Here is a 15,861-nt window from a genome sequence, read left to right as displayed (position 1 = left end):
GAGCCCCTTGCCGCCATCGGACGCCGACATCGCGCGTCCGATGGCCACGGGAAGGATTCACCGACCCAGGGGCTTATGTAACCTCTGGCTCTAGGCGGCCGCGGAAGCGCTCCGCGCCGCGCTGGAGGCGACTCTGAATACCGAAACCTTGGACCTGAGACGTTCGGTCTCGGCGCGAATGGCATGGCTGGCCGCCGTGCTCTCTTCGACCATGGCGGCGTTTTGCTGGGTGAAGCGATCCATCTGGTTGACCGCGACGTTCACCTCATTCAGGCCGCTCGCCTGCTCGGTGGCCGAGCTGGCGATCTCCGTCACGAGACGGGAAATTTCGCCGAACTGGCCGACAACCTTGTCCAGGGCGCCCCCCGTCTCATTGACGAGCTTGGCGCCAAGCTGAACCTGTTCATTCGAGCTGGAAATGAGCGCCTTGATCTCCTTGGCGGCCTCGGCCGACCTTTGGGCGAGCGCCCGCACTTCCTGGGCCACCACGGCGAAGCCGCGGCCCGACTCGCCAGCGCGCGCGGCTTCGACGCCCGCGTTAAGCGCGAGAAGATTGGTCTGGAAGGCGATCTCGTCGATCGTTCCCACGATCAACTCCATCTCGCGGGACGAGGCCTCGATCCGCTCCATCGCGGCGACGGCTTCGCCCATGGTCTGCCCGCTGCGCTCGACATCCTTGTGCGCCACATCGACAGCTTGCTTGGCCATGCCAGCGCCGCCCGACGCCGCTTGCACCGCGACGGTGATTTCATTCAGCGCGGCGGCCGTTTGCTCAAGGCTCGCCGCCTGTTGCTCGGTGCGATGGGCCATTTGGTCGGCCGCGCTGCTGATGTCGTGCGCGCCCTCGCCGAGGCTGCTCACGCCGCTCGAGATGTCACCGATCAGGTCGGTTAGACTGCGCAGCGCCGTATTGTAGTCGCTCCGGAGCTTTTCATAATCCGCGGGGAAGCGCGTCTCGATCGGCAAGCTCAGATTGCCCATGGCGAGGCGCTCAAGCGCCGCCGAGAGGTTTTGCACCACTTCCCGAGCCGCCGCGTCAGCCTCCGCCTTGGCCATGTCGGCCTCCGCCTTGGCCTGATCAGCCTTGGCCTTGGCCTGGTCCGCCAGGGCCTTGGACACTGCGGTGTCGCGAAACACCAACACGGCCCGCGCCATGTCGCCCACCTCATCGGCGCGATCGACGTCGACGGTGATGTCGTTGTTTCCCTTGGCGAGCTCGGCCATGGCGCTGGTCAGCTGGGTGATTGGGCGCGCGATCATCCGGCTCAGCATGGCCGAGAGACCCATCGCGACGCCGATCAGCGCCACGCCGCCCATGATCAGGGCCACGATAGCGGTGACGATCGCGGCGTTCTGGCGTTGACCGTTCTGCTCGATAAGCTTGGTCTGGTCCTTGCGGATATCACGCAACGGCTGCACGGCCTGGCTGACGAGCACCTTCTTGCCGGCGTTCCGGACCATCTCCTGGGCGTCTTCGCGGCGACCTTCCCGGACCACGGCGATCAACCGGTCGCCCCAGTTCTTTCGCCAAGCCACGGTGGCGACGCGCGAGGCCTCGAGCTGCTCCAGCTGCGAAGGGCTCGAAAGCATGGGCTTCAGCTCGGCGGCGACCTTGTCGTACTCGTCGCGCCCTTCGTAATACGACTTCAGATAGGTCTCATCGCCGGTGACGAGAAAGCCTCTGAACTGGCTGTTCTGCCGCAGAATCGCGGTTTCGAGCGCCAAGGTCTGGGCATGGATCGACTGGGCGAGATTGTTGCTCTTGGTCGATGTCTGGATCGCCGAGATCGTCGCAAAAAACACCAACATGATGATCGCGGCCGACACGCAAATCAGAACGAATGAAATACTCAACTTGCGCGGAATACTCATTGCCTTGATCACGGTATGCTCCATCGAAATACGGTCGAGAGATGCCTGTCGCAACAAAAACTACCGACGGAATCACTTGATCGATACAAATTTATCGCACTTTTATCATTAAAAGCTTAATCACCACCTCAACTACTGGCGGAGAAGAAGCATTCGATAAACCTCTATTTGAGGACTTCACTACCCAAGCGATAGATCCATTTCGTCAAAATAGAGGACCTCGACGCGAACGCGGTCGACGGAAGCTTCGCCAGCGACCCGAGGCTTTTCCTTCGCATGAAAGAATCCGGGGCCGCCGACGCGCTCCAACGAACGGTTCGGCCTAGAAGGTGATGCCGATCCCGCCGCTGACGGTTTGCCCGCTGTCCTTGGTCGGATAGACGCCCGAACGGTTCATGGCGCTCCAATGGATTACATTGAACTGGAGCCGGATCACGTTATCCAGATACCAGTTCACGCCACCGGTCGCCGCCCAGCCGTCACCGGCCGTCGGAACGCCCGAATAGTCGATGTTCTCGTAGCGCGCGAGCAGCTCGACCGCGCCCGGGCCGCCCCGCAGAACGGGGTTGCGAACCTTGGGCTGGGCGAAGGTGCCGAGGCGAGCGTTATAGGGCGGCAGCTCGCCGGTGATGAAGTAGCCACTCGACAGGCTCCAGGCCTTGGTCACGAGATCGGGGCGCCCGGCGTCCAGCGCCGCGTTGCGCTTGCCGGCTTCGCCCATGACCCAGAACGGGCCCACATAGCCGCCGGCTTCCGCGCCGTAGCCGCGGGTGCCCGTGCCGCCCGTCACCGTGCCGGTCGAGACGCGCAGCGCGCCGTTGAAGCGCCCGCCGATGACCGTATTGCGGGTCAGGGTTCCGCCGCCGACGGCTAGGTCTTCGTCGAAGCCCCAGAGGCCGAGGTGCAGCGTCGAGCGATCCGTCTTGATCGGGTTCCAGTGCGCGCGAGCCATCAGGGTCCGGCTGTCCGAAACGCTCTGCTTGGCGTCCATGCTGTCGCCGCTGAGCGTGATCGAGGCGTGGCCGCTCTTCCAGAAGATCCGCGGCATGATCGAGATGCCGTAGAAGCCGCGCTGCGGAATGATCGAGGTCGCCACGACATTGCGCTCCAGGAACGACGGCGCGTCCGAGCCGCTCGATCCCTCGAAGCCGCGGTCGTTGAACATGTTGCCGAAGCGAACATCATAGGAGACGTCGCCCACCGTGTCGCGCCAGCCGACGAAGGCCGTGCCGACGTCGGAGACGTTGTCGGCGAAGTCGTTCTCGAACTGGTAGAAGAAATGCGCGCCCGCGCCGCCCTCCAGGCCGATGCGCAGGGCGCGCATGCCGGTGGTGGTGATATTGCGGGTGTCGTAGTTCGAGCCGAAGGTCGTGCTCGCGTGGCTGATGATCCGGCCGCGCATCTTGAACATGTAGAAGCCATCCGGCGACCGGAACGTCGGCAAGCCACCCTTCCACTCGGTCGTGACGCCCGCGGCGTCCTTCGCGGCCGCGATTACCTGAGCGATGCTCTGATCGGCCAAGTCCGGCGTGACGATTTGAGGCCCGGAAGCCTCACCGGCGCTGTCGTCATTCGCGACGGGCTGGCGAGCCGCGCCGATCTCGAGACGAGCGGCGGGCGCGCGCGGGGCGGCGGCCACGCCAGCGCCTTCGATCTTGTCCAGGCGGCCGCGCAGGTTCGCGATTTCCTGGGCCTGAGCGCGGACGAGCGCGATGAGCTCGGCCTGATCGGGCGAGGCGGTTTGCGCCAGCGTCGGCGTAGCCATCGTCAAGACGGCGAGCGCCGTGCCAGCGAGAAGAACAACCTTCATTCTAAACTTTCCCCATGATTGCCGTGTCAGGGCCTTGCGGCGACCAACGCTTCTGAGTCTTGGCGAGCTGGAGACCGAGGCCGTGGAGCGCAGGCGCCTCCGACCGGCGCGAACACTCCCTGACCACTTCATCCCACGCAAAACCCACGCAAGATGGCGCAAGGAGGCAGTGGGAAGGTGTCCAAACAATTAAGGATGGAGCGCCTCGCAGGCGTATATACTAATATGCGACAAATTGCCGCAAGTATATATAAAGCCTAACAGACATACCGTTAGATTATAGATGCCCATACCGCAACCTAGAATTTCATAGATAACTCCGAGATGACTCAACATCCACGGACTACACAGTCGAATATATGCACACGAGGCGATTATGACTGCAACATAGGCCAATTATTAACGGTTGAGACCCTTATCTAACCCAAGCGCTGATCATGCACCTAGAGAACCAGCCGGAACTTTTGGAGCCAACCGAGCGCCATGCTTCGGCGACCGGAACCATGGATCAGGTGTGGAGAAAGACGCGAAAGTGGCTGTAACCGAGTGTCGCGAACCCAGGCGGGAACGGATCCGCACAACGCCCCACACGCCAGGGCGGCGCGAGGTCAATGACGCGGCCGCCGGCCCTCGCCGCGCCGATGAACCTTGGGCGCGGTCCCACGTGGAGTGCGAATGGATGACGAAACGCGCTGACGTCAGCGGCGGAAGCGAATTTCTGCGCCAAGCCGACAGATGCCGCGCGATGGGATCGCCGTTCGTCGCCTCCGTGCTCGAAGCGGTGGATCGTCAGCTTTCGCGCGCTCCGATCAGCGCCGCGATGATTGGCGACTGGGAGGGCGACCCCGCGGCCGCCGCCATCGCCATGCGCTTCAATGGCGCGCTCAACGCCCTTGCTCGCCGCGGCGCGCCAGCCGCCCTGGCCAGGCTGTACAACGGAGATCACAACGACTTCGACGGCGCGATCGCCGAGGCCCTGTCGCAAGAAGACGCGTTCATCGCTCGCTGGCTGGGACATCCGCCCCAGACCAATGAAGTTGCTCGGGCCGGCGCCATCGTCGCGGCGCTGCTGACGGCGCGCGCGCGCTGGAACATGCCGTTTGAACTGCTCGATCTTGGATCGAGCGCCGGCCTAAACCTCAACCTCTCACGCTATTTCTATAAGCTCGGGGCGATCTCGGTCGGCGACCCCAACTCGGCGGTTCGTGTCGAACCCCAATGGCGAGGCCCCTCCCCGACTATCGCCCCCCTGGAGGTCGTGTCGGCGCGCGGCGTCGATCTTCAACCGCTCGACGCCTCCAACCCCGAACATCGCGAGCGGCTGCTGTCTTTCGCCTGGGCCGACCAGCGGGACCGATATCGACGCCTCGACGCGGCGCTTCGGATCGCCGCCGCACATCCGCCCTGTGTCGACCAGGGGGACGCCGCGACGTGGCTGGCCCAGCACCTGGAAACGCCTCAGCCGGAGGGACGCGGCCGCGCCATCACCCACACGATGTTCCTCCAGTATCTAAGCGACCAGGATCGTCGCCGCATTGACGAGACGATTGCCAGGGCTGGCGCGAAGGCGAGCGACAAAAGGCCGCTACTACGAATAGGTTTTGAGTGGACGGCCGACCGCGACAGGGTCGAGCTACGCATGACCCAATGGCCAACAGGCCTGACCAGCGTGCTAGCGGTTTGCCACCCCTACGGCGATTGGCTGGAGTGGCAGACCACGCATTAGGCGTCCTGCTCGGAGACGCGATCTTCCCCGTCGACCGCGCCAGGGCGCCGGAGCGCGCCCGCAACCACCCGTTAGCCCGCGAGTGGCCGGCCTTCCCGCCGATCGGCGCGATCCGCGTTCGGCTCGGACCGCGGCCGCCTAGCCCCTTGAGTTCTAGGTCGATCATCGACGCCCACTTGGCGACAGGCCGCGCCTCCCGCGGAGCCCTGAAGCGATCGCCGGGTTGCTCGCGACTCAAGAGCAGCCAGCCATCGTCATGACGCCCCATCGTCACGACACCTCCGCAACCCCAAAGGGAACCGGCGCCAGACCGGGACGGCCCGCTATTTTCAGATGCGCACAAAATGATAGCGCTAACACACAATTAAAGACCACCGCAACACTCGAGAAATTTACAAAGCAACAAACAATACCGTGCTTGAATATTGTAGAAACATCGCAGGGGCCCAGAGCCACTATGAAGAAATTCTACATTTCAGCGCTAGTATCGCCGCTTCTATTTGTCGCACCCTCGTTCGCGCTAGCTGAAACCACCACGGTTACAACCGCCAAGGCTGCTGGACAGCCGGCGAATACGCCGGCCGGTCGTGAAGAGGTCTTCTCCACCGGCGTCGCCAAGGGGCGCGACCGACTGGACAGCGCGACCTCGACAAGCGCGCTGCGCGAGAAGGACATCGAGGTCTTGGGCGGGCGTTCGCTTGGCGATCTGCTCCGCAACCTCCCAGGCATCCGGACCGAGTCGTCCACGGGCGACGGCAGCTCCGCCTACACGATCCGCGGCCTTCCGCTGGCGTCCGGCGGCTCGAAATACATGCAGCTTCAGGAAGACGGCCTGCCGGTCCTGGAGTTCGGCGACTTCTTCAACGGCGCGGTGGACATCTACATCCGCGCCGACCTGAACCTAGCCGCGGTCGAGTCCATCCGAGGCGGCTCGTCCTCGACCTTCGCGTCGAACTCGCCGGCCGGCGTGATCAACCTGATCTCCAAGACCGGCGATGTCGCCGGAGGCACGGTCCAGGTGATGACCGGACTCGGCTACGACATGAAGCGCGTGGATTTCGAGTACGGCGCTCCCATCAACGACTCGTGGCGCTTCCACATCGGCGGCTTCTACAGGGTGGGCGAAGGTCCGCGCCGCGTCGGCTTCGACGCCTTCAAGGGCGGCCAGTTGAAATTCAACCTCACCAGGCAGTTTTCCAACGGATACGTCCGACTGTCGGGCAAGTATCTGGATGACCGCTCGCCGCACTACCTGCCGGGCCCGGTGCGCATCACCGGAACCAATGACAACCCGGTCTACGGCAGCTTCAACACCTACGATGTCCGGCGAGACTCGATGCTCTCGGGCCACCTGGGCAATCTCGTCACGCTCGACGCCGACAACAAGCCTTCCGTGCTTCCGCTCAGCCAGGGCATGAACGCCCTGGTAAAATCGATCGGCCTGGAATCGCAGTTCGAAGTCCGCGGCTGGACGATCACCCAGCGCGGCCGATACGCCGACGTCCAGGGCGGGACGACCCGCAATCTGGTCGCGAACATCTATTCAGGCGGCGCGCTGCCGGCCTCGCTCGGCGGCGGCGTCGGGACCTACAGCTACGCCACCGGCCCGAACGCCGGCAAGGTCATCACCAATCTGGGCGCCCTCAACGGCAACGGCCTGATTGTCGCGACCTCGCTGAACCGGATCGAGTCGCGGTCGCTGAACAACTTCATCAACGATCTGCGCGCCACCCGAGCCTACGACGTCGGCAACGGCGAGCTGACGGTCACGGGCGGCGTCTACAAATCGCTGCAGGACTACACCAGCGACTACCTGTACAGTAACCACATCCAGGACGTGGCCGATGACGGCGGCTCAGGCCTGATCAACTACACCAACGCCGCCGGCGTGCCGCAGACCCAGAACGGCTATCTGGGCTTCAACCGGTCCGGCTCCACCGCCTTTTTCCGGCGCAGCTACGACCTCCGATACAACATCACCGCGCCCTACGGGTCGCTGAACTATCGCTTCGGCAAGGTCGCGATCGGGGGCAGCATCCGCCACGACGGGGGCCGCGTGCGCGGCCAGTTGTTCGGCGCGGATCTAGGTGGCGGCCGCATCGGCATAAAGCCGGTGGACTTCAACGGCGACGGCGTCATTTCCGTCGCGGAGTCGAAGACCGCCTTCACGCCGTACGACCGGCCGGCGCCCGTCCACTACAACTACGGCTATGTCAGCTATTCGGTGGGCGTGAACTATCGGGTCGCCGAGCCGTTCGCGGTCTTCGCGCGCTACAGCCGCGGCGCGCGGGCCGGGGCCGACAAGCTTCTGTTCTCGAACAAGGTCAGCGCCACCGACGGCAGCCTCGTCAACAAGGCCGACGGCTACGACATCGTCAAGCAGTTCGAAGCTGGGCTTAAGTACCGCGTGCGTGACATCACCTTGAATATCACTGGCTTCAAGGCCGACACCGAAGACACGAACGTGCAGGCCGGCGCCATCACCACCGACCGGACCTACAAGGCCTATGGCGTGGAGGCCGAAGGGACCTATCGCCACGGTCCGTTCAGCCTGCGGGGCGGCGTGACCTATACCCATGCCGAACTCGTCAACGACAAGCTGAACGCCGCCGTCGCCGGTAAGGTCCCGCGCCGTCAACCGGACTTCATCTACCAGGTTTCGCCCCAGTTCGAGCTTCGCCAGGTGACGATCGGCGCCAACATTACCGGCCAGACCAACAGCTGGGTGCAGGACAACAACCTGATGAAGATGCCGGGCTACACGCTCGTCGGCGCCTTCGCGCAGTATCGTCCGACGGAGCGGTTGCAGCTGATGCTGAACGCCGAGAACCTGTTCGACAAGGTCGCCTTCATCGAGATCACCACGCCGTCGGTTCCGACCAACGGCATTGGCCTCGGACGAGCCGTCAACGGGCGCACGGTCTCCCTGTCGGCCCGCATGAACTTCTAGTCGGTCTGGGAGGCTGACGCGCCAGTCGCGCGCCAGCCTCCCGATCAAACTCGCCACTAGCCTGTTGCCGACCCTGGACCCGCGGCGGGAGGCTTTGTCGCTTGTCCGTCGGTCTAGCGACCGCGCGCTTGCGCTTCACCGCGCTTGGCAAGGCGATCTCGGCGATGACCGGGAAATGGTCCGAGATCGCCAAGCCGTTGTCCGTATCGGTCAAAGTGGCGAAGCGCGGCACGGCCAGGGCGCGATCGACGAAGATGTGGTCGATGGGGCCGGACGGCGCGACCGCCGGCGAGAAATTGTTGAAGGTGCCGGCCGGACCGAAAACCACGGGGCTTGAGAGGCGCGCGTCCTTCAGGGGGGCGTCGGGAGCCGTCAGAGCGACGTAAGGCGGTTCGGCGGGCATGCTGTTGAAGTCCCCGAGGACGATCAGGCGCGCCCCAGGCCAGGGCGCCTGATCGCGAATTTGCAGCGCGCACAGTCGTCGCGACTCCGCGCCCACATGGTCGAAATGGGCGTTGCGGACGTCCAGCAGGACGCCGCTGGCGCGATCACGCAACACCAGCCGCGTATAGGTCCGCGGCAGAGCCGCGTCATAGGCCTTGCCTGGGCGGTCGGGCGTCGGCGAACACCACTGGGTCTGCGCCAGCAATCGCTCAAACCGGGCGGCGCGATAGAAGATCGTCGTGCTCTCGCCGCGCTTGTCGCCGTCGTCGCGTCCGACGCCGTAGTGGACGTAGTCCGGGAGCGCTTTCGACAGATCGGCCACCTGGGACGCCAGCGCCTCCTGGACGCCCAGGATGTCCGGGCGAAGGAAGGCGATCTGGCGGGCCATGGGCCCGCGACGCGCGCGCCAGTCGGGCCGGTCGTCGGGATTGTCGTAGCGGATATTGTAGCTCATCACCCAAAGCGACGGCGACGCCGCCCGCGCCATGGCCGGAGGCGCGGCGATCGAGACGATGACGACAAGGGCGAGCTTCACGAGATTTCTAAGCATGGGGCCTCCTTAGGCCGCGATGACGACGGTGGCGCGACGGAAGGCTTCTGCGAACGGCGCATCCAGCGGCTTATCGGTCACCAAGATGTCGACCTCGTCGGGCGAAGCCGTGCGGATCAGACCCAGACGCCCAAACTTGCTGTGATCGGCGGCGAGCAGGACCCGATCGGCGCGTTCGTAGATGATCCGGCTCATCGCCGCCTCGCGCGCGTGACGGTCGGTGAGGCCGTGATCGGCGTGGATCCCCCCCACCGTCAGTATGGCCAGGTGCGGCGTGAACTGCGCGACATAGGCCTGGGCCACGTGGTCCGAGAACGCCTTGTAGTCGTAGTCCAGCTCGCCGCCGGCCAGGAACAGGCTGTTGCCGTCTCGCCCACCCAGGGTCTGGGCCACGACCAGCGAATTGGTGATCACCTTCAGCTCGCGGCGCGCGCCGGCCAGGGCCCGCGCCACGTAGCAGGCGGTCGTTCCGGCGTCGATGAAGAGGGTGTCGCCGTCACGCACGAAAGGCGCCGCCGCCGCCGCGATACGGGTCTTCTCGGCCAGGTTTTCCTGCATGCGTCGGTCATGGGGCCCTTCGCTGGAGACCGCCGCCAACTGCACGGCGCCGTGCGTCCAGACCACCGCGCCGCGTGCTTCCAGCACCCGCAGTTCGCGCCGGATCGTCTCTTCCGAGACCTCCAGCTCCTGGGCCAGGCGTCCGATGGCGTGGCTTTCCCCAGGCTTGAGCTTGCGGAGGATTTCGCGCTGACGGTCCTGACGTCTGAGCATGGCCGTTTCTCCCCGGCATCCCTCACCCCACCTGTGGGAATTATGATGATTTAATGCGCGATGTCGAGCGATGGCGGTGGATACACTGACAAATTCCGCATAAATGTCACAACCCTGTCTCAACAGACACGTATGAGCCGCGCCGTCGCGAACAGCGAACCAAGTCAGGGGTGTGGGTCATGAATATGTGGAATGGCGAAGGCGCGAAGCGTCCGCGCGGGCAAGCGGGCAAGTCGATCAAGGCCGCCCTTCTGGCGGGCGTCTTCGGCCTGGCGTGGTCGGGCGGCGTTCACGCCGAGACCGTCGCGCCGTCGACCGAGCCCTCCGACACGATTGATTCCCTGGTGATCGTCGCCAAGCGCAATGACGCGGCCAAGACCCAGATGCGGGCGGCCAACGCGATCGCCGTGCTGTCGGCGGAGGACCTCGAGCACACGGCCGTCCACAACGTCGCCGAGGCGCTCGGCATGATGCCCAGCGTCAACGTGATGAACACCGGCTCGTCGTTCTTCGGCGGCATCGACGGCGCCTCGCGCGGCGAAGGCATGTTCGTCTCGATCCGCGGCCTGAACGCCGAGTTCAACGTCAACATGATCAACGGCGTGACCGTGGCTCAGGGCATGCCCTACAGCCGGCAGGTCAAGCTGAGCCTGCTGCCGCCGTCGGGCTTGCACACCATCGTGCTGAACAAGACCTCGACCGCCGACATGGACGGCGACGCGATCGGGGGCACGGTCGACTTCCGCACGCCGTCGGCCTTCGATTACCGCGACGACTTCTCCGGCTCGATCACGGCCTCGGGCCGCGTCGAGAGCCGCGCCCGCGATTATGGCGACCAAGGCCTGGGCGGCGGCCTGTCGGCCGAGCTGGCCAAGAAGTTTGGCCCGGAACAGAGCTTCGGCGTCTACGCCAGCGCCTTCTACGACAAGCGCAACTACGCCAACAGCGAGATGGCCGGCGTGATGGCCGCCCAGAGCGACGGCGGCTGGAGCTATCTGGTCCGAAACGCCGCTGGAGTCAGCTATCCCGGTCTCGATCCCGAGCAAAACATCACCCAAACCGGGATAAACGTTGGCGTTTCGAACGGCTTCACCGAGCGCTGGGGCGGCAACTTCACGCTCAACTGGCGGCCCGACGAGACCCTGGACGTCTATCTGCGCGGCTCATACGCCCGCGCCAAGACCCAGCAGAACTCCACGCTCACCCAGTTCGTCAGCACCAACAAAAGCTACAAGGAAGCCGTCGCCGGCAGCGGCCGCTACGCCCTCAGCGTCGACCAGGTCTCGACCCGCGTCTGGTACGAGACCAACCCGGAAGAGGCCGACCTTGGGACCCTGCAGGCGGGTTTCGACAAGACGCTCGGCGCCTGGACGCTGTCGCCGCAGATCTTCTATAGCGAGGGCGACAACGACCGTCCGAACCACATCGAGGCTTCGGCGCGGATCAATCAGAGCGACAAGTACAACAGCGGCTCCAACCGCCCCCTCGGCGGCCTGTCGATGGGCTACTCCAACAACCTGCCGCGCCCCCTGTTCACCAGCACCATCTACGACGATCTGAACAACGCCAACACGGCGCTGCTGGCGCGTCGCGCCGGGCAGCTGACCGAGCAGTACAGCGGCCAGCAGAAGTACGGCTTCAAGTTCGACGCCAAGCGGGTCTTCGAGGGCCGCGCCCTTCAATGGGTCAAGCTGGGCGGCAAGTACGTCGACAGCCACCGCCGCGTGACGAACCGCGACTGGACCAACGACCACTTCGCCAACCTGATCGGCCAGGGCGGCCTGACCTGGCAGAGCCTGGGCATCGCCACCAGCTACTACGACGACGTGTTTCCGGGCGAATATGACTGGCGCGCGCCCAAGGTGAACCAGGACAAGCTGCTTGAGTACTTCTACAAGTACAAAACCGCCGCCTCGTTCGACACCTGCGGTTCGAACGAAGTCAACAACTGGAACTGCAACACCCAGAAGGGTGACGAGGCGGTCGCCTCGATCTACGCGATGGCCAACTACCAGTTCGGCGATGTCGAGGTCACGCCCGGTCTGCGCTACGAGCACACCAAGATCGACAACCTCTACTGGGCGATCCCGACCACCAGCGCCGGCGAACAGACCGGCTCGTGGGGCAAGAGCAGCACCGAATACAACGAGGTGCTGCCCAGCGTGTTCGTCACCTGGCGTCCCAGCGACGCGACCGTCTATCGCGGCTCGGTCTGGACCTCGTACACCCGCCCGGCCTTCATCCAGCTGGCGGGCGGCGAGCGCCGCTCGATCAGCGATGACGGCAGCGTCTCGATCTCGCGCGGCAACCCCGACCTGAAGCCGATCAAGGCGATCAACCTCGACCTGTCGGGCGAGTGGAGCAACAGCAAGGGCGGCTACGCCATGCTCGGCGGCTTCTACAAGCACCTGTCGGACTACATGTACGACAATGGCTCCAGCTCGGTGAACACCGACACCTACGCCGAGGGCAAGACCAAGATCAGCCAGCCGACCAACGGCGGCGACGGCGACGTCTACGGCCTGGAACTGCAGCTGCGTCAGAAGTTCTCGGACTTGCCGGGCCTGCTGAGCGGCCTCGGCGCCGGCGTGAACGTCACCCGCCAATGGACCAGCGTCGACCTGGGCGACGGCGTCGACAACCGCATTCAGAACGCCCCCGACTGGCTGGCCGACGCCCAGCTCTTCTACCAGAAGGGCGGCTTCAGCTTCGACGTGATCTACCACTACTCGGGCGCCTACGTGTCCGGCTACGACGTGCTGGATCAGCCCGGCGAGTGGGACAATCTCTGGGTCCGCCCGATGCGCGGCGTCGACCTGCACGTGGGCTACGCCTTCGGCAACGGCTTCAAGCTGGACCTGTCGGTCGCCAACCTGCTGAAGAACTACACCTACTGGTCGCACGTCGGCAAAAACAGCCTGGCCATTTCGGATGTCGTCGACTCCGGCCGGACCTCGCTGCTGACGCTGAAGAAGAGCTTCTAGCGGCGCTTTAATCCCGGCGTCCGGAAGCGGCGATGCGCTCCTCCCTCGGGGGAGCGCATCGTTGCGTTCGCGCCGGGCGCACAAGAGGAACAAGAACGTGTCCAGCCTGAAAACGCCGCGCCTCCTCGCCCCCGCCCTGCTCGCCTGCGCCTTGGCGGCCTGGGCGGGCGCCGCCGAGGCCGCCGCGCCGCGCGTGGAGCGCGTCGCCATCGTCATGCGCCACGGCGTCCGCGCCCCTATCGTCGGCGAAGCCCCCGAGGGCACCCTCGCCCGCGATCCCTGGCCGACCTGGCCGGTTCCGGCCGAGCATCTGACCCCGCGCGGCGCGCGTGCGCTCCAGATCCTGGGCCGTTCGGACCGAACCTGGTTCGCCAAGCTCGGCGTCTTGCCGGCGCGAGGCTGCCCCGCGCGCGGACAGGTCAGGATCTGGACCAACACCGCCCAGCGCACGATCAGCAGTGGCGAAGCCTTCGCCGAGGGCCTCGCGCCCGGCTGCGACCTGCCCATCGGCCATCGGGCGGCGGGAGAGGTCGATCCGCTGTTCGAGCCGCTTCGAGCCGGCGTCGCGCCCTTCGATCCACCCGCCGCCATCGCGTCGATCAACGCCTATACCGGCGGCGTTGATCAGCTGGCCGCGCGGCTCAAGCCCGAGCTCGACGAACTCGACCGCGTGCTGGACTGCGGCGCGCCCCGAGGCTGCCAGCCAGAACATCCGTCCAGCGTCAGGCCCTCCGCCGATGGACGCGGCGTCGAACTGACCGGTCCGATCCGCGACGCCTCCGGCACGGCCCAAGTCCTTCTGCTGCAGTATGTGGAAGGCGTGTCGCCGAGCGGGTCGCGCTGGCGGGGTATCGAGCCCGCGTCGCTGAAGAGGCTGGGCGCGCTTCACGCGGCGCTGTTCGACGTCTTCACGCGCCCGCCGTACATGACCGCGCGACAAGCCGGGCCGCTCGCGCGCCGCGTGCTGGACTCTCTCGCCTCCCCCGCGCCTGGCGTCGACGTGTTCATGGGGCACGACACCAACGTCACGGCGCTGGCGGCGGCGCTGGGTGTCCCCCTCGCCGCGCCGGGCTATGCCGTCGGCGATGTTCCTCCGGGCGGCTCCCTGGTCCTGCTCCGCCTCGTTGACGACGCTGGCCGCCGATGGATCCAGATCCGCTACCAGACCCAATCCCCGGAAGCCTTGCGGCTGGAAAGCCGGCTGGTGTCCAGGCCAGTGATCGCCCCCTGGAGCCGAGGCGGCGACGCTATCTCTCTGGACGAGTTCGAGCGTCGCCTCTCCGAAGCGGTCAGTACGGATGCGCCTCCGCCGTCGGTTCGCTTGACCGCAGACCCAGCCAATGGCGAACACCGGGGATATGACGAAACGCCAAGCGCTCCAGAAGCGCGATAGCGATCATTGAAATCCCCAGCACCGGCAGCAGCACGCCGAACACGACGATCAAGACACCGACACCGGCCGCGACGCGGCCTTCGGGCAAGGCGGGCGGCGCCCCCAGCTGGCCCCGCGGTCGGCGACGCCACCAGATGACCAGGCCGCTGATGCTGAGCGTGATCAAGCCGATGGCGGTGAGGACGCCCAGAAGCTGGTTGGCCAGGCCAAACAGCTGGCCTTCATGGGCGGCGATGCCGTAGCCGATCACCTGGTCGATCGGGTGGCGGCCGCTAAAGCCCTCGGTTCGTATCACCCGGGCGGTTTCCGGATCGAGCGTCAGGGTCACGCGCTGGGGGCGATTGGGGGTGTCGGAACGGGCGGTCCAATCGGGCGAGGCGTTGAAACCCTTCTTCTTGGAAGGCGGGGTGATCAGCACCGGCGGCGGCAGGTCCAGCGGATGGACCGTGGCGACCATGCGGTCCAGCAGCGGTCTGGCATCCGAGGGCGCGGCGGCCATATCCATCCCCGACATCTCCATGCCGGCCATGTCCATCCCCATCCCGTGGCCGGCGTGCTCGTCGGCGCCGCCCGAGGCGTCCATCGCCTTGGCCTCGGCCTTCTCGCCGGCCCGGCCCGTCGACCAGTCCTGCTTGGCGACCGCCGTGCCGGTCAGCTCGCGGACCTCCTTGAAGCCGTCGCCCCAGACCTTGGCCCAGGGCAGACCGGTCAGCAGCAGGAACAGCGCCAAGCTTGAGATCCATACGCCGGTGACCGCGTGCAGGTCGCGCCAGAACAGCTTCGAGCCCCGACCCAAGCGCGGATAAAGCACCCCACCCAGCCCCTGGGCCTGGCGCGGCCACCAAAGATAAAGGCCCGTCACCACCATGACGATGGCCCAGCAAGCGGCCAGCTCGACCAGGATCGAGCCATTGTCGCCCATCAGCAGTTCGCCATGGATGGTCTTGTCGATCTGCATCAGGCGATCCTCTTGGTTGATCACCTTGAGGATCCGCAGGGTCTCGGGATGCACGTAGACGAGAATGTTCTCGCCCTGCTTGCCCACCACGACGCGGGCGGCGTCATCGGCCTCGCGCCGCACCTCATAGCTGCGCAGACGCGAGCCCGGCACGGCCTTGAGGGCGGCGTCGACCTGCGCCTGGGCGCTGACCGGTCTCCCGGTCAGCGTCAGGTGATCATAGGGGCGATCCAGCCAAGCCTCGACCTGGGGCTTGAACAGATAGATCGAACCGGTGATCGCCAGGATGATGACGAACGGCGCGCAAAAAAGGCCGGCATAGAAGTGCCAGCGCCAGATGGCGCGATAGTCGAAGATCGTTTGGCGGGCCTTGATCAGGGCCGGGCTGGAGGCGGTCATGAGA

The 15,861-nt window shown here is 65.4% G+C and carries 9 protein-coding genes; 4 read left to right on the top strand and 5 right to left on the bottom strand.

Features of this window, described 5'->3' with window-relative positions; genetic code table 11:
- Positions 1–90: 90 nt before the first annotated feature.
- Together J2728_RS08025 and J2728_RS08020 are read right to left on the bottom strand one after the other, a co-directional pair.
- Positions 91–1,809, bottom strand: a complete 1,719-nt coding sequence (locus J2728_RS08025) for a methyl-accepting chemotaxis protein (protein ID WP_309998138.1) — start codon at positions 1,807–1,809, stop codon at positions 91–93.
- A gap of 385 nt (positions 1,810–2,194) precedes the next feature.
- Positions 2,195–3,682, bottom strand: coding sequence for an OprO/OprP family phosphate-selective porin (locus J2728_RS08020; protein WP_309998136.1), 1,488 nt, complete (start codon positions 3,680–3,682; stop codon positions 2,195–2,197).
- A gap of 514 nt (positions 3,683–4,196) precedes the next feature.
- Between J2728_RS08020 and J2728_RS08015 the strand changes: the two genes are divergently transcribed.
- Positions 4,197–5,408: a DUF2332 domain-containing protein gene (locus J2728_RS08015; protein WP_309998135.1), complete on the top strand. Its 1,212-nt coding sequence runs from the start codon at positions 4,197–4,199 to the stop codon at positions 5,406–5,408.
- 457 nt (positions 5,409–5,865) lie between these two features.
- A complete protein-coding gene (locus tag J2728_RS08010) occupies positions 5,866–8,358 on the top strand; it encodes a TonB-dependent receptor domain-containing protein (protein ID WP_309998134.1) in 2,493 nt (830 codons plus the stop codon).
- Here J2728_RS08010 and J2728_RS08005 read toward each other — a convergent pair.
- Complete coding sequence (locus J2728_RS08005) at positions 8,315–9,352, bottom strand: endonuclease/exonuclease/phosphatase family protein (protein WP_309998132.1); 1,038 nt, start codon at positions 9,350–9,352, stop codon at positions 8,315–8,317. The genes J2728_RS08010 and J2728_RS08005 overlap by 44 nt on opposite strands.
- A gap of 9 nt (positions 9,353–9,361) precedes the next feature.
- Positions 9,362–10,123 (bottom strand): DeoR/GlpR family DNA-binding transcription regulator, encoded by a 762-nt coding sequence (locus J2728_RS08000; RefSeq protein WP_309998131.1) that lies wholly within the window; start codon positions 10,121–10,123, stop codon positions 9,362–9,364.
- Between the two features lie 179 nt (positions 10,124–10,302).
- Here J2728_RS08000 and J2728_RS07995 point away from each other — a divergent pair, with 179 nt between their 5' ends.
- Together J2728_RS07995 and J2728_RS07990 are read left to right on the top strand one after the other, a co-directional pair.
- On the top strand, positions 10,303–13,107 hold the full coding sequence (locus tag J2728_RS07995; RefSeq protein ID WP_309998129.1) for a TonB-dependent receptor: 2,805 nt from the start codon (positions 10,303–10,305) through the stop codon (positions 13,105–13,107).
- A 97-nt stretch (positions 13,108–13,204) separates the two neighbouring features.
- On the top strand, positions 13,205–14,500 hold the full coding sequence (locus J2728_RS07990) for a histidine-type phosphatase (protein WP_309998128.1): 1,296 nt from the start codon (positions 13,205–13,207) through the stop codon (positions 14,498–14,500).
- Here the strand turns inward: J2728_RS07990 and J2728_RS07985 are convergent.
- Positions 14,397–15,857, bottom strand: coding sequence for a PepSY-associated TM helix domain-containing protein (locus J2728_RS07985; protein WP_309998126.1), 1,461 nt, complete (start codon positions 15,855–15,857; stop codon positions 14,397–14,399). The two genes, J2728_RS07990 and J2728_RS07985, sit on opposite strands and share 104 nt — an antisense overlap.
- Positions 15,858–15,861 lie beyond the last annotated feature (4 nt).

This window comes from Caulobacter segnis (genome assembly GCF_031454995.1).
GTDB lineage: Bacteria > Pseudomonadota > Alphaproteobacteria > Caulobacterales > Caulobacteraceae > Caulobacter > Caulobacter segnis_E.
This window is presented reverse-complemented; position numbering and strand designations above follow the sequence as displayed.

What these genes read in the sequence shown, in the direction of transcription:
- J2728_RS08025 (WP_309998138.1), bottom strand. Translation starts at nt 1,809, where the DNA reads ATGTTGGTGTTTTTTGCGACGATCTCGGCGATCCAGACATCGACCAAG.
- J2728_RS08020 (WP_309998136.1), bottom strand. Translation starts at nt 3,682, where the DNA reads ATGAAGGTTGTTCTTCTCGCTGGCACGGCGCTCGCCGTCTTGACGATG.
- J2728_RS08005 (WP_309998132.1), bottom strand. Translation starts at nt 9,352, where the DNA reads ATGCTTAGAAATCTCGTGAAGCTCGCCCTTGTCGTCATCGTCTCGATC.
- J2728_RS07995 (WP_309998129.1), top strand. Translation starts at nt 10,303, where the DNA reads ATGAATATGTGGAATGGCGAAGGCGCGAAGCGTCCGCGCGGGCAAGCG.
- J2728_RS08010 (WP_309998134.1), top strand. Translation starts at nt 5,866, where the DNA reads ATGAAGAAATTCTACATTTCAGCGCTAGTATCGCCGCTTCTATTTGTC.
- J2728_RS07985 (WP_309998126.1), bottom strand. Translation starts at nt 15,857, where the DNA reads ATGACCGCCTCCAGCCCGGCCCTGATCAAGGCCCGCCAAACGATCTTC.
- J2728_RS08000 (WP_309998131.1), bottom strand. Translation starts at nt 10,123, where the DNA reads ATGCTCAGACGTCAGGACCGTCAGCGCGAAATCCTCCGCAAGCTCAAG.